This window comes from Photorhabdus caribbeanensis (genome assembly GCF_018448885.1).
Lineage (GTDB): Bacteria > Pseudomonadota > Gammaproteobacteria > Enterobacterales > Enterobacteriaceae > Photorhabdus > Photorhabdus caribbeanensis.
Genome location: NZ_RCWB01000014.1, coordinates 21,248 through 41,652, shown reverse-complemented (window position 1 = coordinate 41,652; position 20,405 = coordinate 21,248). Strand labels below are relative to the sequence as shown.

Annotated in this window: 13 protein-coding genes and 2 pseudogenes; 12 read left to right on the top strand and 3 right to left on the bottom strand. The window is 44.7% G+C overall.

Going from position 1 to position 20,405, the window contains the following annotated elements:
• Positions 1 to 162: 162 nt before the first annotated feature.
• The 3 genes and pseudogenes from EAE90_RS11325 to EAE90_RS11315 all read left to right on the top strand — a co-directional run bounded on the left by EAE90_RS11325 (position 163) and on the right by EAE90_RS11315 (position 3,379).
• Complete coding sequence (locus tag EAE90_RS11325) at positions 163 to 1,677, top strand: MFS transporter (RefSeq protein ID WP_214053589.1); 1,515 nt, start codon at positions 163 to 165, stop codon at positions 1,675 to 1,677.
• A gap of 429 nt (positions 1,678 to 2,106) precedes the next feature.
• Positions 2,107 to 2,426 (top strand): annotated as a pseudogene (gene tssD, locus EAE90_RS11320) (type VI secretion system tube protein TssD); the annotation flags it as partial.
• An 83-nt stretch (positions 2,427 to 2,509) separates the two neighbouring features.
• The gene (locus tag EAE90_RS11315; RefSeq protein WP_214053588.1) at positions 2,510 to 3,379 is read left to right on the top strand and encodes a DUF4225 domain-containing protein; all 870 of its coding nucleotides are present in this window, start codon (positions 2,510 to 2,512) and stop codon (positions 3,377 to 3,379) included.
• A 12-nt stretch (positions 3,380 to 3,391) separates the two neighbouring features.
• Here the strand turns inward: EAE90_RS11315 and EAE90_RS11310 are convergent, their stop codons facing one another.
• From EAE90_RS11310 to EAE90_RS24245, 3 genes are read right to left on the bottom strand one after another with little or no spacing between them, the layout of a single operon-like run.
• The gene (locus EAE90_RS11310) at positions 3,392 to 3,994 is read right to left on the bottom strand and encodes a hypothetical protein (protein ID WP_214053587.1); all 603 of its coding nucleotides are present in this window, start codon (positions 3,992 to 3,994) and stop codon (positions 3,392 to 3,394) included.
• A gap of 57 nt (positions 3,995 to 4,051) precedes the next feature.
• Positions 4,052 to 4,261 carry an Hcp family type VI secretion system effector gene (locus EAE90_RS11305; protein ID WP_339921303.1) on the bottom strand — a complete coding sequence of 70 codons (210 nt, stop codon included), beginning with the start codon at positions 4,259 to 4,261 and terminating at the stop codon, positions 4,052 to 4,054.
• Positions 4,262 to 4,279: 18 nt separating this feature from the next.
• Positions 4,280 to 4,414: a hypothetical protein gene (locus EAE90_RS24245; protein ID WP_281422331.1), complete on the bottom strand. Its 135-nt coding sequence runs from the start codon at positions 4,412 to 4,414 to the stop codon at positions 4,280 to 4,282.
• 408 nt (positions 4,415 to 4,822) lie between these two features.
• On the opposite strand from EAE90_RS24245, the gene EAE90_RS11300 reads away from it, so the two are divergent.
• The 9 genes and pseudogenes from EAE90_RS11300 to EAE90_RS11260 all read left to right on the top strand — a co-directional run bounded on the left by EAE90_RS11300 (position 4,823) and on the right by EAE90_RS11260 (position 20,277).
• Positions 4,823 to 5,020 carry a hypothetical protein gene (locus tag EAE90_RS11300; protein WP_214053647.1) on the top strand — a complete coding sequence of 66 codons (198 nt, stop codon included), beginning with the start codon at positions 4,823 to 4,825 and terminating at the stop codon, positions 5,018 to 5,020.
• Positions 5,021 to 5,057: 37 nt separating this feature from the next.
• Positions 5,058 to 5,303, top strand: a pseudogene (locus EAE90_RS11295) (hypothetical protein); the annotation flags it as partial.
• A gap of 17 nt (positions 5,304 to 5,320) precedes the next feature.
• Entirely contained in the window at positions 5,321 to 5,539 is a 219-nt protein-coding gene (locus EAE90_RS11290) for a PAAR domain-containing protein (RefSeq protein ID WP_214053643.1), read from the top strand.
• Positions 5,540 to 6,066: 527 nt separating this feature from the next.
• Entirely contained in the window at positions 6,067 to 7,380 is a 1,314-nt protein-coding gene (locus EAE90_RS11285) for a condensation domain-containing protein (RefSeq protein ID WP_214053585.1), read from the top strand.
• A gap of 67 nt (positions 7,381 to 7,447) precedes the next feature.
• Positions 7,448 to 9,121, top strand: a complete 1,674-nt coding sequence (locus EAE90_RS11280; RefSeq protein WP_214053584.1) for a beta-ketoacyl reductase — start codon at positions 7,448 to 7,450, stop codon at positions 9,119 to 9,121.
• A 114-nt stretch (positions 9,122 to 9,235) separates the two neighbouring features.
• Positions 9,236 to 12,562 carry a non-ribosomal peptide synthetase gene (locus EAE90_RS11275; RefSeq protein WP_214053583.1) on the top strand — a complete coding sequence of 1,109 codons (3,327 nt, stop codon included), beginning with the start codon at positions 9,236 to 9,238 and terminating at the stop codon, positions 12,560 to 12,562.
• Entirely contained in the window at positions 12,555 to 16,649 is a 4,095-nt protein-coding gene (locus tag EAE90_RS11270) for an SDR family NAD(P)-dependent oxidoreductase (protein WP_214053582.1), read from the top strand. The genes EAE90_RS11275 and EAE90_RS11270 overlap by 8 nt, the downstream gene beginning before the upstream one ends.
• 107 nt (positions 16,650 to 16,756) lie before the next feature.
• On the top strand, positions 16,757 to 18,457 hold the full coding sequence (locus EAE90_RS11265; protein ID WP_246550626.1) for a beta-ketoacyl synthase N-terminal-like domain-containing protein: 1,701 nt from the start codon (positions 16,757 to 16,759) through the stop codon (positions 18,455 to 18,457).
• Positions 18,458 to 18,507: 50 nt separating this feature from the next.
• Complete coding sequence (locus EAE90_RS11260; RefSeq protein ID WP_214053581.1) at positions 18,508 to 20,277, top strand: aminotransferase class III-fold pyridoxal phosphate-dependent enzyme; 1,770 nt, start codon at positions 18,508 to 18,510, stop codon at positions 20,275 to 20,277.
• Positions 20,278 to 20,405: the final 128 nt, after the last annotated feature.

Here is a 20,405-nt window from a genome sequence, read left to right as displayed (position 1 = left end):
ATTTCCTGGAGATGACATATATACCCTATGGATTTCAAGATGGATTGCGGCGGCAAGGGAATGAATCCCCAGGAGCATAGATAACTCTGTTACCGGGGGGAGTGAGTGCAGCCAACAAAGAGCCAACTTGGAAGATGACGGGTATAAAAATGGATGAATGAAATGAATATAATAAAGAAATGGTGGGTGCTCACTGCTGTTTCAGTCGCGTTATCGCTGGTTGCTATCGATATGACAGTGTTATATACCGCGTTACCGAGTCTGACCCACAGTTTGGGGGCGAATACAACGGAAAAGTTATGGATAGTGAATATCTATCCTCTTATCGTCTCTGGGTTGTTGCTAGGTGCGGGTACCTTGGGAGATCGCATCGGGCATAAGCGGTTGTTTGTTTACGGTCTCATCATCTTTGGCTTCTCATCCCTGGCGGCGGCCTACTCTTATTCGCCGGAGATGTTGGTTGTTGCTCGGGCGTTGTTAGGGGTTGGGGCGGCAATCATGATGCCTGCCACACTGTCGATTATCGCTTTGACATTCGAAGATGAAGATGAGAAATCATTTGCTATTGGGATCTGGACGGCGGTTGCCTCTGGCGGCGCGGCGATAGGTCCCCTGATTGGCGGCTTATTGCTTGAATATTTTTGGTGGGGATCAGTGTTTCTGATCAACGTTCCTTTGGTGATTTTGACACTCATTCTGTCGTGGTTGTTTGTCCCAACGGCGAAAACAGGTTCGTCTCATCCGTGGGATCTTATTGGCTCATTGCAGATCATGGTTGTCTTGATAAGCTTCGCCTATGCCATCAAGGAATTTGCCAAACGGCAGCCTTCCTATATCGGGATATTGATAACTGCCACCCTGACGATAGGTTTTCTGACGTTGTTCATTCGACGGCAAAAACGCAGTGTGCATCCGTTGATTGATTTTGACCTGTTCAAAAGCCCGGCTTTCTCATCCGCGGTTATTGCCGGGCTGGTGGCTTCCGCCTGTTTGATGGGACTTAATCTGGTGTTAAGCCAGCGTTTGCAACTGGTATTGTCATTAACGCCTTTGCAATCCGGGCTCTATTTTCTGCCATTCTCATTGGGCGCGATTGTTGCAAGTCCGGTGAGTGGTTGGGTTCTTCCTCGTTTGGGCAGTGCACGATTCCTCATAACCTCGTTGTTGATGTACGCCATTGCCATACTGGCGCTCATGGCGAGTTTTTCAGCGCCTCTGCCTGTGCAGGTAGTTTGCTTTTTTGCGCTCGGTATGTGTCTTGGAGCAACAATGACCGCTGCATCCAGTACTATTATGCAGGCTGCACCGCCAAATCGGGCGGGCATGGCGGCGTCCGTTGAAGAGGTTTCCTATGAATTGGGCGGTGGATTGGGCATTGCGATCATGGGGAGCATTATGTCATTCATCTATAGCTACTTCATTGACATTCCGGTGGATTCCCCAATCTACGATGTGGCTAAAGATGGTATTGATGGCGCGTTGATTGCGGCAAAAGATATGGCGCCGGATGCGGGGCAGGCTTTGGTTAGCCTTGCTAAGTCAGCGTTCGACGATGCTGTTTTTTCTGTGATGGGCGCTGCGTCGCTGTTTCTCCTGATAATGGCGGCGTTGGTGTGGTTCAATTTTCGCCGCTCCTCACTGAGTGATGCATCTCATGCCGTGATTCATCGTCAGTGAAATAAATGAGCTGGATTGATTGCACCCGTCGTTTCGTAATCGGAAGTTAATAGTTGAATAAGGGAACCGCATTTTTGCGGGTTCCCTTCCTCATTTAGTTTCATGGGTACGCTTGGGTTTCGCCTTGATATTCAACCCAGTGACCCTTTTTACCAGTGCCCGGATAAAACCCTAAATTGAGATGTTAAAGACGCACTCGAAAGTCGTAAAACCGTTCTAAACTTTCAGGATGTGTTTGATCTTAAAATCACTCATGGGTGTTTTTAACGTACCTAACGGGTATTTTTAGTGTCTAAAATCGTCCGTTTAACATAATGGGTCATGGATATCTGAATTTATAGATAAGATAATTTTTTTATTTTTAATGTTTTATTTGAGTTATTTTTGTAATGTTATTATTTTTCTAAGGAAATTATATGGGGTATAGTGATGGCGAATATTATTTATCTTAAGTTACAAGGAAAGAAGCAGGGCTTAATCTCTGGCGGATGTTCTATTATAGAGTTTATAGGTAATAAATATCAAAAAGGTCATGAAGATGAAATATTAGTTAATGAATTATCTTCTAATTTATCAATGCATCAAAATGTGAATTTTTCTTTTATCGAACTTCGATGAGTGGTGGGCTTGAATTATATTATAAAGTTAAATTAACCGAGGCATCTTTGGTTAATATAAATTTCTTTTGTCCAAACTATATAACACATAATTACGCACAACCAGAAGAATCTCTATCCATTAAATTTAAATCTATTACGTGGGAACATGTGACTGCCGGGACTAGCTCCTATAGTATATGGGAAGAGAGGGTGTACTAATGATAATGCCGTCAATGAAACAGTTTGATTATTATGGTGATGAATTAATTAAAATATCCAGATATTCAGCAGCTTATTTGTTGGAATATGTTGATCTTAAAAATAACTATTTACGTGAAATTAGTCAGGTGGTTAGATTGATAAGGAGTGATTTTCAAATTGCCTTATATAATTATAATCAAGGGCGCCAGGAATACTGGGCTGATATAAAAAGATGCATAGCCGAAATAAAAATGGAATTGGATGCGGAAAGATATGGTTATGAACAAGGAAGAAAAAAAGATAGGAAAACATATTTAAAGACTCAAGAATATTCAGGAAAAGGATTTCTATTTTATGGTAAAAATGGGTTAAAAGTTATTGGCGGTTTTGTACAGTTCGGAGCTGGAATTATAGCTTTTGGCACGAGGGGGGGATGGGTAAGAGGCATGGAGTCTAGAGGCATGGGAGTTCTAGAGATAGCTACAGAGGTTGGCGACGCAGTGGAAGGGGCAAGCGATATCATGTATAAATGGACAGATGGCTATATAAATCCAGGTAATCCAATTAAATTCTTGACAGAAAAGGGGTTTTCTTCTTTTGGTGCTGATGAGGGTTCTGGGGAATTAGCGTATGATACTGTAAACTTTGGCGTTGGTATTTATTTTGGGTTTGCAGCGTTTACTAAATTTAATCCTTCTAAAAGAATTATAAACTTACCTGTGGAAACAAAAAGTGGTCTTGAAAAAGTACCACTTTTACATAGATTGTTCACTGAAAAAGGGGGGGGGGTAGGTTATTCAAATATATGGAAACTGATTATAACAGAAAAATGTTTACCAGTGATAAAGCGATGCTTACTTATAAAACTGGGAATACGGCAATTAAAGCATACTTGCTGTTAGATAAATATCTTTTTAATGAGAAAGATGAAAATAACTGAAAAGGTAAATTATTTTTGCCTTTAAGTATAAAAGGAAACTAATTTTTTTATCTAATGATATTACTATGGGTATATGGATTATAGCAACGAAATATATTGGTGCAAAAATGTAAAACATTACATATGGGTTGTTATTACTTGCGTATATGCTTACGAAATAAAGTAATATGGTTATGGAGTTGAGTGTGATTATTGTGGGTAGATCCCAACGAAACAAATCACTAAGCCACTCATCATATTTATCTGTTGATTTGATTTGTTGCTCATATGCCTCGTTGGAAAGTTTTATTTCCTGCTCATATGAATCGTTTAAATATTGAACTTCCTGCTCATATGCCTCGTTTAACGATTTGATTTTTTCCTCATGATGTTCATCGTTTAACGATGTGATTTTTTTTTCTTGTTTATCTCTTAAAGATTTAATTTTTTTCTCATATTTATTTCTTAAAGATTTATTTACTTTTTCAATCTCATCCCTTATGTATTTCATTTCTCTTTCATAGGCATCTCTTAAGGATTTATTTTCCTTTTGTGATAATTTATTTAATAGGTAAATGTTGTTATTTTTCATTTTCATAATCTTCTTTCTTTTTTATGGGCGATGGTATTTTTTGTCGCCCATCACTAATGTTAGTTATCGGGCTATTTTTATTTGTATTTTTTCATAAGGAGAACTGTCGTTTAAAAACTTAGTATCTATTCTCTCTATAAACACATTTTTAAATTCAAATTTATGTGTTATTTCTCCATTAATATACTGGGATATTGTTAATTCTAAACTTTCATTTTTATCGATAGCATTAAATAATAAGGGGGATGCCCCATCCAAGCTTTTCTCTAAGATTATTTTTTCTATAGCCTTTTAGTCATTAATTCCTTTTGACAACTCTAGGCTTTTAACCTGTATTTTATCCTTTTGGATATCATCATTTGAACAGTTTTTAGACAATAATCCTTGAGCTACTCCTGTAATTTCCATGTAAGTGGTATACTGCATAGCATTTCCTCCTTTGTTACTTATTCCTAAGTAAGCCTTTATTTGAAAATAGTCAATAAAAACTGATGCATCGTTAGATATATCATGTATGACATAAATATTAATGTCTAGATTTATTTAAATAATGCTGACCTGAGTACTAAGCCAAGGATGATAACTTAACACATTAGAAAAACTTGCAATAGGAGCATAAAAACAAAAAAGATCAGTCTGAGATTCTTTTTGGTGTTGGTCGCAAAACAAACAAAAGTAAGAATTTTGTGTAAAAAAGCCTAATGCCCCAATGTGGTATAACCCTGAGAGGAGCGAAGCGACATCATCATCGGGTCCTGTGGAAGTCCCCCCTCCAGATCGATAAACCTTGAGGTAAAACCCTGATCAGTTATCCCGCCAAAAATGCTGTTTCAGGTGAGACTCCAATATCCTCGCCATCGCTTCTACATCGATTTTCCCGTTATTTCTCTTAAAGTTGTATCGCCCCGTGATGGCCTGCCTGGCCAGCAGTATTTCTTTGCTCAGGGTGCGATGTCTTTTGATGTTCCAGGTACAAAACCGGGCACAACCCTCTGGCATCTGGTACGGGAAGCGGCAAGTATGTGGGAATAACAGATTTCCACTGCCTCATAGTTCATGGAGGATAATGATGGAAATTGTAGATGACTTTGCCCAGTTGAAATCACAACTGACCTCTTTTCTTTTTCTCAATGGCGATGGACTTACCGTTTCTCGCTTGGGTCTCTCAATTACCCTGTTTTTTAAACGGGGCTACACTCAGGAGAAAAAACAGCGCATTCTGGCCTGTTACCGGCGCTTTCGGGAGGAGTTCGGCACTCACCTGCGTTTTCACCGTCATGAATTTAAAGGGTTAAGAAAATATTCACCGGAAAATAAGGTGATACCACAACAATCGGAGGCGAGGTTTTAAATGGTTCCGATTTGGTAAACCAACAACTATCGGTTGCCTGTAAAGGCGACTTGGTGTTTTGTCCTGCCTGTAAACAGACCGGCGCGATTGCGGAAGGTTCTAACTTATTCAATATACAAGGAATACCTGTCGCGCTGGAGGGACACTTGGTTAATTGTGGTTGCCCGACAGGCGCTTGTCGATTAAAGGTACGGTCATAAATATCAAAACCCTTAATTAAAATACCCACAACACTGTGATTAAAAGTTATTTTTTTAACTTATCACCCTGTTAAAGGAAATGAATTTCCAATGTCGCCATGCAGAAAGTATCACGTTGATTTTATATAACGTTGATTTGAGATAACTATGGCATTCATAAAAGCCGGAAAGTGAGGATATGGTTAAAGCAAAACGTTAACCAGATTACTTATTTAATAGTAATAATGGATTAATTATTTTGGTCCAGCTCAAATATCTGGATTGATTCGTGGAGGTTTCTTTTTTTATTGCTACTTTTAAAATCGTCACTTTGTTTTTAGTACCTTAATAAATGACGCTAATTATCATTCCATGCGGGGTGGCCGGGCTATCAATTCCCGTTTTTTTACTCTGCATGTTCGCTTTCTCTGGTAGTCAAAAGTAAACGCTGTGTTATTCGACTAGTTGGTATGCAGAAGAGTATGGAGTCTGCACAACGTCTTAATTTCGTTTCTGCCCGCAGGGCTTGCAATGGAAAGGTGAATATTATGCGTGTTCAATTAGGGCAATTATATGATTTGCGATATTCGCTGAACGTTGATCAGTTATGTGTCGGTGAAGTATTAATGCCTTTGGAGCGACTGGAATCGGCACACCTCAAGGTAGCGATTGAATATCTATTAAATAAGTATTCTGTTCTGAGAGCACGGTTTGTTGGTAGCGGGATGGATATGAAGATGGATTTCGTACCGCCTTGCAGCGAATTATTGCATCAGGCTTTTGAAGTCAGAGAGCAAACCGATAGCCCATGTGATCGCCGACGGTTAATATCAAACTACATTGCTGAGGTTAGGGCTGCCATGAATTTGGCAAATCCGCCGTTATTGCGTTACTGCCTGTTTGATGGCAATTGCGCCCGTGATCAAAGATTAGTATTGATATTTAATCACCTGGTTTGTGACGGTATTTCCAGCAGGATCTTATGGCGAGATCTTTCCAAGGCATACCGAATGTCAATGAGTGGTCAACCCCTGGCCCTTGAGAATGCCACAAATTATGAGCAATTTTGTGCTGAGTTGTATGATCGACATCGGCAAATCGTAAAAGCTGTTATCCCTGATGATGAACAACAAGTTGAACAGCCTACCTTGAATATTCTCGGTGGGCGGAGTGTTGAATCACTACCTATTAGCAGATTGTCTGAGGCCGTCACAGAAGTCAGGCAGCTTGATGGCGACGCCTTAAATAGGATACGCCTTTTAGCTAAGCGACATCGTGTCAGTGTTGCGGATTTGTTGTTAGGTAGTTGGTTGAAAGCGCTGGCGGCTGTTTTTGGGAAGGGCAGCCTGAATATGCTGTTGTGGGTCAGTCCCCATTTTGTGGGATATTGGGAAACCTCGGTGGCTCATCTGGTCGGGTCAGTATCATTTCCAATCACAGTTAAGTTTAATATTGATCCAGGATCATCGTTGGATAGCACTCTCCAGCACGCGGTACAAGAATCTAATAACGCGATGGAAAAAGCGGCGGATTATGCTGCGACTTACTTTGTGCCTAATTCCGTCTTTGGATGGCCTGAACTGCCTGCAATTTCTTTCAATTTCGTTGGTGATCAACGACGGTCTCCCAATGTTATTGGTTATGAACTGTCGCCTGAAAAAATACGTATTGGGAAACCTGATCAAGATGCGCAAGAGATACCATTGAGCATGGATATAGAGATCTATGCTGATACGATGGAGGTTACTATTTCTTCCAGACCAGATTGCCATCTACAGATTTTACCACCTCGTTTAATGGATCTTTGGTTAGAAATGATTGGAGAACTTGGAATTGAACAGCCATTTTTCTCTGGTTATTAATAGCATATCTCACCGTTTTTTCGCCTTTTATAGGCATAAAATTTGACGCATAGGGGACGAAAGCCCGATGCGTCTTGATAATGTGCAGCTTAAAGCGGGCTACACGTGTGATGTTTTGTTTCGTGATTTGGAGAAGAGTGGCATGCAACTATTCAATCTGGATTGGGTGAAACGTAATATCGTATTGTCCAATGCTCCGTTATTAACTCAATGTACTGTCATTAGTAGAAACGCCGATTTTACTCACCATGTGAAGGAATTACTTGAAGCGAAGGGAATTGATGTTGTTGGTATTGATTTTGTTGCAGATCCTGCTTCTCAAATTGACTCAATAGGGAACACGGACATCCTGATCTATTTAGCTCGCCACGAGGAATTCTTGAATGCTGCGGATATTGTGGCTAATGAATTACGTGAGCTAGAAAGTTTACGTCTTATTGCTAACCGAATTGCTGAACGTCATCACGAAGCAAAAACGCAACTTTGGGTTCTTACTCAAGGAGTGCAGACGCCCGGCGAGCAATTTAATACGGTAGGTTTGTCTGGTAGTAGTTTATGGGGATTAGGCCGAGTCATTGCCAAAGAGTACCCCTCTATTGAAGTTGGCTTGATTGATTTGCCGGTTAAACAGGTTGGGAACGAAGAGATAACATCGGTTCTTGCCATCATGGCAAATCAGCATGAACAGAGGGAGTTTCTCGTTCGTGATCAATGTACCTGGCAGCGTCAGGTTGGATCGTTAGCGGTTAGCCAAGAAAAGACGGAGATAAAACAGAATGCGAACTATCTTATCACCGGCGGTTTTGGCGATACCGGGCGTATGCTGGCTGAGAATCTGTTTGCCGCCGGGGCGAGGCACGTCACGTTAATGGGGCACTCCGCTCCATCGGCTAATTTAATTACTGAGTCTGAACAGCGAAAAGCGCAGGGTTGCCATCTCCGTTTGTTCCAAGGTGATGTAGCCGATATTGAGGACGTCAAAGCGGTGCTGAGACGTATTGATAGAACGGGTCCCCCTTTACGAGGGATCTACCATTTGGCAAACGTTGTTAAAGACGTCCCGCTTACCACATTAAGCAGCCGTTCGGTTGAAAAAGTTTTCCGCCAGAAAATAGCGGGAATCTGGAACCTACATCTGGCAACTCAAGAGTTAAGTCTGGATGGATTCATTACATTTTCTCCACTGTCAGAGATGATTGGCGTTGCAGGTCAGGGGGCAGATGCTGCCGCGAACGCATTCGTGGATGCTTTGATGAGATATCGGGCCTCGACTGGGTTATCAGGAACGGCGATCGCATGGGAGCTTGAGGGTGATATTAACAATGTCATGGATACCGTCATCAGAGCGGATATTCCTCATTATACCGGGCTGATTGCAGGCAACTTTAGTCAGGTTGCGCTGGAGCGGATGATTTACCAGCAAAAGCCGATGAATGATAGAGAGCCTGCTGCTTTCGGTGCTAAGCAAAGTGATGATGTTATGGTCACGTCTGAGAAACCTTCCCATGAAGAGCAACGTCAGGCAATGACTGAAATCGTGATAGCAGAGCTGAAAAAATTGGTTGCAGGAGGAAACGTGACTGCCGACACGAAGTTGAGTGAGATTGATATGGACTCCATGTCAGCCGTGACGATTGCTCAGCGGCTGCGTGGGATCATTGGGAAATTAGTCCCCATATCGGTCTTTTTTGACGACTGTAGCATTTCTGAGCTGGTTGAAAAGTTGAAACGCTATTTCTGACGGGCCGTTGATTGATGGAGTAACACCAAGCACAAACTTTGCCCTCTCCGTAACGAGGCTGGTTTAGCCAGAGGGTAGGGATACTGTTTAAGTATTTATGGAGCTTGACACGTTATGTATAAAGATTACCCACAGACTGGTGATGAAGAATTGCTGTCCATGCAGCAAAAAGCTTTATGGTTCATTGACAATTATACCCCTGGCGATTCCAAATATAATATTTCCATGGCATTTCGTATTCACGGATCGTTTCAAATCGATGCTTTTCGCTATGCGGTCAACCGGCTTGTTTCCAAGAATGCCACCCTGAGAAGCACTTTCGTTAATGTAAATGGCAATCCAAGGTTGGTCATTAACGAACACTTGCCGCCAACATTGGAGGTTTTCGACGCAACGAACTTGAGCCAGGAGGCGCTTGAGGATGCAGTTCAGAACTTTCATTCCATCCCTTTTCAATTAGAAAAAGCGTCGTGTTTGCGTTTTGGTATCTACGTCGTCAGTGCGGAAGAATACGTTTTACATATGTGTGTTCACCATATTGTGTCGGATTTTACTTCTATGGGGCTGATGTGGGATCAGCTTGAACACTATTATCTGGCTGAACTTGGTGAAGATGAGGATTCCTGGTTGCCGCCTGCTGAGGATTTCAAGGACTATGCCGTCAAAGAACGAGAGTATTACCAAAGTGAAGCGGCGGAGGAATCGAAAGCTTATTGGAGTGAATGTTTAAAGCAGCCGCCAGCCGTGTTGCAGTGGGATAGTTTTTGGCGTAAAGGCCCTAATGACAAGTCATCCATTCTGTTTAGCATTGGTGAAGAGACAACTCAAAGAATCAAGCGGCTTGCATCAAAAATAGGTGGATCAGTCTTTACCGTCATGTTGGCCGCATGGAGTGCTTACATTGCCAGAGAGACAAAAGCTGCCGATATTGTTATGGGGGTACCGGTGTCGATGCGCCACTCGGTTCATCAGCACATTGTCGGCTGTCTGTTTAATACATTGCCCATACGTTTATCCGTCGAGCAGACATTTCGTCACTTCCTATTGACGGCGAAGGAGCGATTGTTATCCGCCCTTGATAATCGAAATTTTTGTCTCAGCCAAATAGTCGAACACTTGGCTGTGGAACGATATGATGATCGTAACCCACTGTTTCAGGTTGCGGTGAATATGTTAGGGCAGGTGGGGCAATCGCGTTGGATGATGCTGGAGATGGCTGACGATTCTGTTCAGGCATCATGGGCGGGACAGGCTATTTCCCCATTCAGGGTTTGTCAGCAGGAAGGCTTGCTTGATATTGAACTGTTGTTTTTAGATGCCGGTTCCCACTTAAGATGTGAGTTTAAAGCGGATAAACATTTTTTCTCACATTTAGGTCTTCGGATATTTGCAGAGCGCTTCGAGCAAGTGCTTGAGATGTTGATAGCAGATCCTGATGAAGAGATGAACACTTTGCTGGCGCCAAAATCAGAGGATTACAATCTGCCATCTGGTCCGATTAATTCTAATGCTCTCCCGGAAGTGTCAAATCAAACCCTCGTTTCGCTTTTTGATCAACGGGTGACGCAACAAGCGGCGTCGGTAGCGATTCGTTATGGCGCCGATACATTAACTTATTCGGATTTGCAGCGTTGGTCGCTGGAGGTCGCGGTTCAGCTGATACAAAATGGGGTTGTGCCCGGCGATCGCGTCGGAATTGCATTGTTGCCGTCACTGGAAGCGGTGGTGGCGATGCTTGCTATTATGCGTGCGGGCGCGGGATACATACCGTTAGATCCCAGATTGCCACAGAACCGTCTGGCGCAGATTGTCGAACAATCAGCGATGAAGCTTATCGTTGTTAATGCTGATGTTGACCCAGATAACGGGTGTGCAGCTAAGTTGATGACCATTACGGCGACGGAATCCTCCTTGGCGGCAGGGCCTGTTGATCATTCGACATTTGATCATGCCACGTTTGATTATTGTACGCCTTCTTCGATCGCATACAGCGTCTTCACTTCGGGGTCCACTGGGGTTCCCAAAGGCATTGATGTTGAACACAACAGTGTTGTTTCCTGTTTTAACGCAATGGACGAATATTTGGCCCCCGCGCCAGGCGAAGTGTGGACGTGGTTCCATGCAGCCAGTTTTGACTTATCTGTGTGGGAGATTTGGGGCGCTCTGTGTTCGGGCGGGGTTTTAGTCATTGTGCCCGATGATATACGCAACCAACCTGACAAATTGCTGGATCTTATCGCGGCAGAGCAGGTAACGATTATCACCCAGACGCCATCCAGTTTGAAAAGCCTGTTATCTGAGTTTCAGGCTCGGCCAAGGGCTTATGCGATAAAACATTGGGTAATTTGTGGGGAAGCGCTGCTCAGTGCCACGATTCGGCCTTATTTGGATGGGCGATGGACATTGTGGAATATGTATGGTCCGGCGGAGGCGACAATTTACACCACTGTCGAGAAAGTAACGGCAGAGCTGACTGACTACAATGTGATCCCCATAGGCAAACCGTTAAACTTTGCAACGGTCTATCTTTTAAATCCTGCGGGGCAAACACCCCCGATAGGTGAGGTTGGCGAAATTTACATTGGCGGTCGTGGCGTTGCCCGTGGTTATGTTGGCCTTGAACAGTTAACAGAACAGCGCTTCATTGCCGATCCCTATATTCATCATGGACGTATCTATAAAACCGGTGATTTAGCCTATTGGGATGGGGAACGAATCCATTTTTGCGGTCGCGTGGATGACCAGGTAAAAGTTTCGGGTTATCGAATTGAAATTGCTGAAATTGAGGATTGCCTCAATCGCCATCATGCCATTGCGGACGCTGCCGTTATTATTGAATCTCACGAAGGGCTTGATCGTTTAGTCGCAATATTCGTCCCTGTCAGTAAGGATAACCTTCCCGAAGAATCCGCTATTCGTGATCATCTCAAAGTTTATCTCCCCATCTACATGTTGCCTGGCAGGATTATGTTGGCTGATGAATTGCCGCGTAATGCTCACAACAAGATCGACAGAAGAGCATTAAGTGGTTTGATTAAAGCGGGACAATTGACAGATATCAGTTCGTTGAGACCGGCGCCGGTGTTACCTGCTGATTCGATTTTCGCTGAAATTTCGAGAATTTGGTGTGAAGTGTTGGGAAGAGCAACAGTCGGGCTGGATGACGCATTTTTTAATATTGGCGGTACTTCATTGGCACTGACGCAAATCCATGCACAGCTCGTGCAATTACCGGGATGTGGCGCTTTGGCGCTTGCAGATTTATTCCGTTTTCCAACTATTCGAAAGTTAGCTAATTATCTTTTAAGCCCTCTGCAATCGATAACACCGGTAGAAGTTGCGGATAAAACAACCCAAACGCGACGTCAGAAAACGTTGAATGCAAGAAAGGCATTGAAGGAGAAACAAACTCATTCGTTGAAAGGAGAACCAGATGTCTGATAATGCGATTGCTATCATTGGCGTAACTTGTCGGTTATCTGTGGCGAATAGCTTAGATGCGCTATGGGAGAACCTTGTGGCAGGCCGAATACTTGCCAAAAGATATAGTCAGGAAGAGCTGATTCGTCGTGGGGTAGCACGGCATATATTCACGGCAAAAAATTATGTTCCTGTCGATTCATGCTTACCGGATATTGATCTGTTCGACCCGGATTTTTTTTCAATCAGCCAGCGAGAGGCTGAATTGCTCGATCCTCAACATCGGATGCTGCTTGAATGCGCATGGGAACTGGCCGAAACGACGGGTTATGGTAATCCTTTCCGACGCCCGCGTATCGGGGTTTTTACCGGCAGTTCGATGAATACCTATTTGCCTAATGTCATTAAATCTGAGTGTGATCTGGTCTCAATAATGGGAACCGAGCTCATGCTGACTAATGATAAGGATTATCTACCAGCCCGGATTTCATACAAACTTGGTTTTGACGGCCCGAGCGTAGCTGTCTCGACTGGCTGTTCGGCATCACTGACAGCGGTGCATATGGCGATACAAAGCCTCTTGCTTGGTGAGTGCGAGATTGCTTTCGCCGGTGGTGTCTCTGTGTGTACCTATCCTCGACCGGGTTATTTTTACCAAAACGATATGATCTTCTCAGAAGATGGCTATTGTAGACCGTTCGATGAGAAAGCATCAGGGACTTTCTTTGGTGATGGCGCGGGGTTGGTGGCGCTACGGCCATTGGATGAAGCTATTAGCAATGGGGATACCATCCATGCGGTGATCCTCGGTTCAGCGGCAAATAATGATGGTTCAGCGCGGGCGGGCTTTGCGGCGCCGGGGGTGGATGGGCAACGAAAACTGATTTTGGATGCTCAGGCGCTGGCGGGTGTTGGGCCGGATGAATTAGGGATGATTGAGGCGCATGGTACCGCAACGCCGCTTGGGGATTCGGTGGAATATGCCGCGCTTTGTCAGGCTTTCCGCCAGAATACGGAGCGTGAGAGATTTTGTGCATTAGGATCGATCAAGGCTAACATAGGCCATTTAGCGGCGGCGGCGGGGGTTGCCGGATTAGCTAAGACGATAATGGCGCTCAAGACCGGCATCATTGCCCCACATCCGACTTTCAACAGGGCTAGCTCTGCTATGAATCTTGAGCAAAGTCCCTTCATTATCAACACGATTCCCATCAACTGGCCGGTGAAAGGAGCACGACGGGCAGGAGTGAGCTCTTTTGGCGCCGGTGGCAGCAATGTTCACATGATTTTGGAGCAAGCGCCGGTACGAAGGACAGATAAAAATAGCGTTGGCTGGCGAGCTATTCCGTTAGGGGGACGTAATGCCGATGCTTTGAACACATTGAGCGCCGATTTGGCAAAAATGCTGGAGGTTGAACCCGATACACATATTGATGAAGTGGCTTTTACTTATGCGGAAGGCCGAGCAGCTCAGCCATATCGAGCCTGTTTGTATGCTAAAGATGTAAAAATGTTGATTGATGGTATTAAAAATGCCGATTTCACCGTTACAGCACAAATCTCTGAACCACAACGTTTGGTGGTTGCGCTTGGCCCGGCTATTCGATCCACTTTATCAACGCAGATACCTGGCTATTGGCAAGAAGTGGATAGGTTGCTGGCTGAATTGCCGACAGATGTTTCCTGTGACATCGGTAAAATCGATATCGCTGAAATGACAGCGAATGATGGCGAAAAGGGAAAGATTGCCAATCTTGTGGCGATGATCGCGGCGATCAATTGTTGGCGGAAGGTAATTTCGACGCCAATATTCATCATATCCGATAGTCGTTACGACTTTGCGGTTGCTTGCTCGTTAGGCATGCTGACTCTGCCTGAAATCGTTGATAAGTTGTCAGGCAATGCGACACCGCATTTTGCTGAGCGCGGTAATTTCGCTGAGTGTGGTATAGCTTTACCCGGAAGTTTTTGGTCTAAACATCACGGCATGATTGATGGCAATAATGTGCAGGCCATCTTAATTAATGGAGCCTCTCCGAGCTTGAGGCAAGAGAGTGAAGTGATATCAGCAAATGAGGTGATATTGGCGTTAGACCATTTGCCTGATAGTTTCTCTAAAATCGTGGCAAAGCCTGAAAATATTATTCGTTTGGATGTTGCCCATGCAGAGCACGATCTGGCTTTAGTCAAACTGGTCGGCAAGCTTTGGCAACGTGGTGTGGTGATAGATTGGTCGATATTGCGAGGCGGGGAGGTTGTTCAACGTATTCCATTACCGGTTCAACCTTTGCAACGTCGGCGCTGCTGGTACACAGATTCAACATTAACCGAGTACAAACCAGAGCCTGATGGTCAATCTATAGCAAGTTCTGAAACTTCCGACCAGTCAGTCGGCGTTTATGTTGAACGCTGGAAACGAACACTGCGCCTGTCGCCGGTATCATCATCGGCGGCTAAGCATAACTGGCTGATTTTCTACGATAACAGCGGTAAAGAAATTAGCCCGATTGCGGATGTACTGCGTGAACTGGGGCAAAATGTGTTTGAAGTGCATGAAGATCGTGCCACTTCTTGCGACGAAACAGCCTTCCATAAGACAGCGTTTAGCGTCAACGTTGACGATCCCATCAATATTCAGCATTTGATGCTAAGGTTGCAGGAGCAACAAGCGCATACGCCAGATCATATCCTCTTCATTTTGGGTGATATCCCGTCAACGGATGACGTGCCGGTAGAGAAAGATCGATTCCCCTTTACGCTATTTAATTGGGTAAAAGCATTTTCCCAAATGGGAAATAAAACCATGTCGTTAACATTGATCGGCCCCGGTTTTGTTGACGTGATGGGCAGTGAACCACGGATTATTGACCGGGCTACGGCGTTAGCATCCATTTCGGCGATTAGACAGGAATTGCCTGGCATGGCAATGAAAGTTATCGACATACCAGCCAAAGAACTTAGCTCTCTTAATGATGCTCAACATATCGTGGCTGAACTTTTCACTGCTCATGATCACAATGTGGTTGCTATGCGTCAGGATTGGCGTTGGGAACGCTATTTTGACGTTGTGAGCCAAACCGTTAGCGAAAATCTTTCATCTGACATGATCTGTTTAGTGACCGGAGGACTAGGAACGGTTGGGTTTGGCATTGCACAATATCTAATCACCAAGTTTAACGCGAAACTTATCCTGCTCGGTCAGACATCCAGAGACCTCACCCAGTCTGATACATTGCAGAGCCAACGGATAGCGCAATTGCGCAATATGGGGGCGGACTTTGCTGTGATTACCGCTGATGTGACAGACAAAGCTTGTGTGCTGGCGGAACTTGCCCGAGTGGAATCCAGACTGGGGGCAGCTAATTGCTTTGTCCATGCCGCTGGGCTTTCTGGTCAGGCAGCGATCCAGTGGCTGCAAAATTCTGACCATCATGCTTGGGAAAAATTGATGCGGCCAAAGTTAAAAGGGGCGGCTGTTTTGCATGAAATATTTGCTGATCGCCCGCTGCGGTTTGGTTGTTTTATCTCATCTCTGTCAGTGTTCGCTGGTGGTTTGGGGCTTGCGCCTTATGCCGCGGCAAACGAAGCTTGTGCTGCATTTGCTTCAACTCACCATGTGGATAAACCCTATTTCTCCATTGATTGGGATGGATGGGAAGGTTGGGATGAATCAAATAGTTTCAAATACAGCGTAAATCGTGCTCGCCCGTTACGTCATGCCGATGTTGTTAATGCATTGGATATTATTTTCTCAGTTTGCCATGCAGAGCCGCGTTTTACCGTCTCCACCGTACCTTTGAATGAGCGGTTGCATGATGTGGTGGAAAATTTACTGCCAGCGGATACGGTGCAACCTGTAACGGCTCCTCCCTCGGCATCAAATAAATCCATTATCGATGAGATGGCAGCCATTTGGCATGGTGTATTGCGCTGCCCTGTTGATCATGAATCGAACTTTTTCGATTTAGGAGGAGATTCACTGGTCGGGGCTGAATTGGTGAGACAGGTTAATGCTCACTTTAATGTTGCGGTATCTATGGTTGATCTTTTCGAATCGAGCACTGTGGCGTCTCTTTCGATGCAAGTCGAGAAAAAACGAGGCAAATAGAAAAACGAGGCAAATAGAAAAAAGCGCAATCAAGGCAGGGCGCTCTAGCGCAAATCATGCTCTAGCGCAGATCAGCAAGACCAACATGTTCGGGAAAGGGAATTAGCATGGAATCAAAAACACAAATGCATTATTCAACAGATATTGCGATTACCAGCATAGCTGGACGTTTTCCTAATGCGGATTCGAGTCAAGATCTTTGGGATGCGATCTTAGGGAAACGAGAACTGATTTCGAGTTATACCAATCAAGAACTTCATGATCGGGGCATTAATATTGATGAAGCTGGATTGCATTACGTTCCGCGTGGCGCGTACCTTCAAGCGCCAGAGGCATTTGATTACAGCTATTTTCAAATGATGCCGAGAGAAGTTTCTAAAATGGACCCTCAGCAACGGATTTGTCTGGAGGTTTGTCATGAGGCGCTTGAACTTAGCGGTTATTCCAGCGGGGCCGACGCAGGGATCTGTTCAGTGTTTGTCGGTTCTCGCCGGAGTACCTGGCAGGCCGATATATCGACGCTGAACCCTTCTCCTACTGACGCCATGCTGCTATTTGGCGGCAGTTCTGTCGATGCTTTGGCAACGCGTGTGGCGTATAAGCTCAATTGCTTAGGGCCTGCTGTCAGTGTTGGCACTTTTTGTTCAGGTTCGCTGGTTGCGGTGCATATGGCTTGCAACAGCTTGTTGCTAGGTGAAAGTGACATGGCGCTGGCAGGGGGTGTTTGCGTCAGGTATCCCGCTCATGTTGGCTATGTTTACCATGCGGGGGGAATATTATCCCCAACAGGACGCGTTTGCGCGTTCGATGAGAAAGCTGACGGTACGATTTTCTCTGATGCCACCGCATTCGTGGTATTACGCCGTCTGGAGGATGCTCTGCTTAATGGCGAGCCGATTTTAGCGGTTATTAAAGGGTCGGCCATCAACAACGATGGGGCTGTCAAAGCGGGTTATAGCGCTCCGGGTGTTTCTGGTCAGGAGCAGGTGATCCGTCGTGCGCTTGCCGCGGCTGATGTTCGGGCTGATCAGATTGGTTTGATTGAAGCGCATGGGACTGGCACCCCCGTTGGTGACGGAATTGAATTACGGGCGCTAGGACGAGTATTTGCTGATGTATCCGCCAGATCCTGTGCTTTAGGCTCGATTAAATCCAATCTTGGTCATGCGGATTGTGCATCAGGTATCGCCGGGCTGATAAAAGCCATCTATGCTGTCAACTTAGGCATTATTCCGCCATCAATGAATTGTGAATCTCCTTGTGCTGAACTGCGGGACCCTGAATCCCCATTTTATGTGCCTACTGAATCCAGAGATTGGGATAACGATAAGGCGGCGAGAATTGCCGGTGTTAGCTCGTTTGGGATCGGCGGCACCAATGTTCATGTTGTCGTTGCCGAACCACCGGCGGCAAAGCCTGACACACCTTCCTCGGCGGCAGCACATCTGATCCCGCTGAGTGCCCGTACCGAGACAGCGTTAGCGCAAAAAATTTTGGATTTAGTGAAATACCTTGAACAGCATCCAGTCGTGAATATTGCTGATGTGGCATTTACCTTACAGCGTGGCCGGCGACATTTACCCATACGCAAGGCGATTGTCGCACGTGATATCCATGAGCTGATATCGGGTTTGCTAGATAAATCTCTGGTGGCAACCCCTCAATTGAGTGAACTGCAAGAGATGTATATTTCGCCTGCCTCTGTTTGGCAGGCAGGGGGAAGTATCAATTGGGATATTTTTTACCAGAGCGAATATCGTAAACGGCTCCCGCTTCCAACTTATCCATTTGAAAGAACGGCAATCTGAGCTGTAAAACCGGTAGAGATCGTCTTCATTTTGAGGAAAGTGAGGTTGATATGAGTAATATTGAAATTATTCAGAGAGAAATAATCTCTATTTTTGCAGAAACATTTGGTTTACCGAAAGAAGAGATAAAACTGGAAATACCGTTAGTTGAATTGGGGGCGGAATCACTTCTATTATTCGAAGCATTGGAACCCATCCATAAACGATTTGGCATAAAACTTTCAGTACGGCAATTTTTCGCAGAATTACAAACAGTTCGTCAACTTAGTGAATATATTTTGCTGGTGGATAAAAGCAATATTATGGCGGATAAAAACAGGGTTGCGGAAGATAACCATGCGGTAATTCGACCGCAACCTATCTTGGCTGATCAAGAAAAAAGACGTGATCAACCCGATACGTCAGATATACCACCGGCTAACAAAGAACGCTTTTTTCAATGGATGTCGAGAAGTGCGCTACCGATTGAATCTGAGGAGAGAAAAAAATATCTGTCTTCATTCATATCTAAATATAACCAGCGAACGATAAAATCCAAAACGCATTCGGTAGCGGTGCGTAAAAATATTGCTGATAGCCGTTCTGGGATTGGCTTTAAACCCTCCATAAAAGAGCTACTTTACCCGATTGTTTGCACTAAGTTTGCCGGACCTATTGTCCAGGATATCGATGGTAATGATTACATTGATATGACGATGGGGTTTGGCGCGCATCTGTTTGGTCATAGCCCACCCTTTGTAGTTAAAGCGCTTACTCAGCAAATAGACAACGGTTTTGGTTTGGGAACTCGGCATGAGATAGGCTTAGAAGTGGCTGAACTGATCAAAGAGATTACTGGCATGGATCGCGTTGCTTTTGTCAACAGTGGAACGGAAGCGGTAATGAATGCGGTGCGGGCGGCTCGGGCGCTTACTCGTCGCAATCATATTGTCCTTTTTTCTAGCAGTTACCACGGGCATTGGGATGCGGTACTGGCGAGAGCCAGTGAATATGATGAAGTTAATACGACAAAACCCGTTTCAGTGGGCATACCTGAAAATATGGTTGCGGATGTTTCGGTGTTTGAGTTTGGTTCCAATGAAGCCATTGAGTTTCTCAAAACGAATAGCACTGATATCGCCGCGGTGCTGGTAGAACCGGTGCCAACTCGTGACCCAGGATTGAGCAATCCAGATTACTTACGGCGTTTGCGTCTAGTGACCAGAGAGTTAGATATTCTGCTGATATTTGACGAAATTGTGACGGGTTTCAGAACCCATCCAGCGGGTATCCAAGGATTATTCGGCATTGAGGCGGATATTGTCACCTATGGCAAAACGATAGGCGGTGGAATGCCATTGGGCGTCATTACCGGCAGGAAGAATATGCTTGATTCGATTGACGGCGGAAACTGGAACTTCAACGATGATAGCTTCCCCGCAGCGGAACCGACATTCTTTGGTGGGACCTATTTTCAACATCCGCTTTGCATGGCCGCCGCGAAAGCCACTTTGTTGGAGATCAAGAGGAGAGGGGAATCTTTTACCAAAGCATTGACTCGGCGTACTGAATGGTTTGTTTCACGTTTGAACCAACTGTTCTTAAGTCGTCGGGTTCCCATCGAAGTAAGATCGTTTTCCTCATTTTTTAGATTAATTCATCGCGACAACATGGATTTGCTTTACTACAACCTGTTAATGAGAGGAGTTTATATCTGGGAATGGCGTTGCTGGTTTATCTCCGATGCACATGATGACACTCATCTGGAAAAAGTTTATTTGGCATTTGTGGATAGCTTGGATGAACTTGAGGAAAACAACCTGCTTCCTCGATATAGCTAGATCAAACTGACCTATTGTGAGTGATAACTTATTGAATGATTAAGCATCCTATCCTCTGGCTGTGCTGATTTCGGTGCTTTGAAACGACGGCTCATAGTCTGTTGGGTAAAGAAAATTAAGGAGAGCGT

Excerpts from the sequence above, each read along its gene's own strand:
- EAE90_RS11260 (WP_214053581.1), top strand. The coding sequence starts at position 18,508 with ATGAGTAATATTGAAATTATTCAGAGAGAAATAATCTCTATTTTTGCA.
- EAE90_RS11280 (WP_214053584.1), top strand. The coding sequence starts at position 7,448 with ATGCGTCTTGATAATGTGCAGCTTAAAGCGGGCTACACGTGTGATGTT.
- EAE90_RS11285 (WP_214053585.1), top strand. The coding sequence starts at position 6,067 with ATGCGTGTTCAATTAGGGCAATTATATGATTTGCGATATTCGCTGAAC.
- EAE90_RS11265 (WP_246550626.1), top strand. The coding sequence starts at position 16,757 with ATGGAATCAAAAACACAAATGCATTATTCAACAGATATTGCGATTACC.
- EAE90_RS24245 (WP_281422331.1), bottom strand. The coding sequence starts at position 4,414 with ATGCAGTATACCACTTACATGGAAATTACAGGAGTAGCTCAAGGATTA.
- EAE90_RS11270 (WP_214053582.1), top strand. The coding sequence starts at position 12,555 with ATGTCTGATAATGCGATTGCTATCATTGGCGTAACTTGTCGGTTATCT.
- EAE90_RS11325 (WP_214053589.1), top strand. The coding sequence starts at position 163 with ATGAATATAATAAAGAAATGGTGGGTGCTCACTGCTGTTTCAGTCGCG.
- EAE90_RS11315 (WP_214053588.1), top strand. The coding sequence starts at position 2,510 with ATGAAACAGTTTGATTATTATGGTGATGAATTAATTAAAATATCCAGA.
- EAE90_RS11275 (WP_214053583.1), top strand. The coding sequence starts at position 9,236 with ATGTATAAAGATTACCCACAGACTGGTGATGAAGAATTGCTGTCCATG.
- EAE90_RS11310 (WP_214053587.1), bottom strand. The coding sequence starts at position 3,994 with ATGAAAATGAAAAATAACAACATTTACCTATTAAATAAATTATCACAA.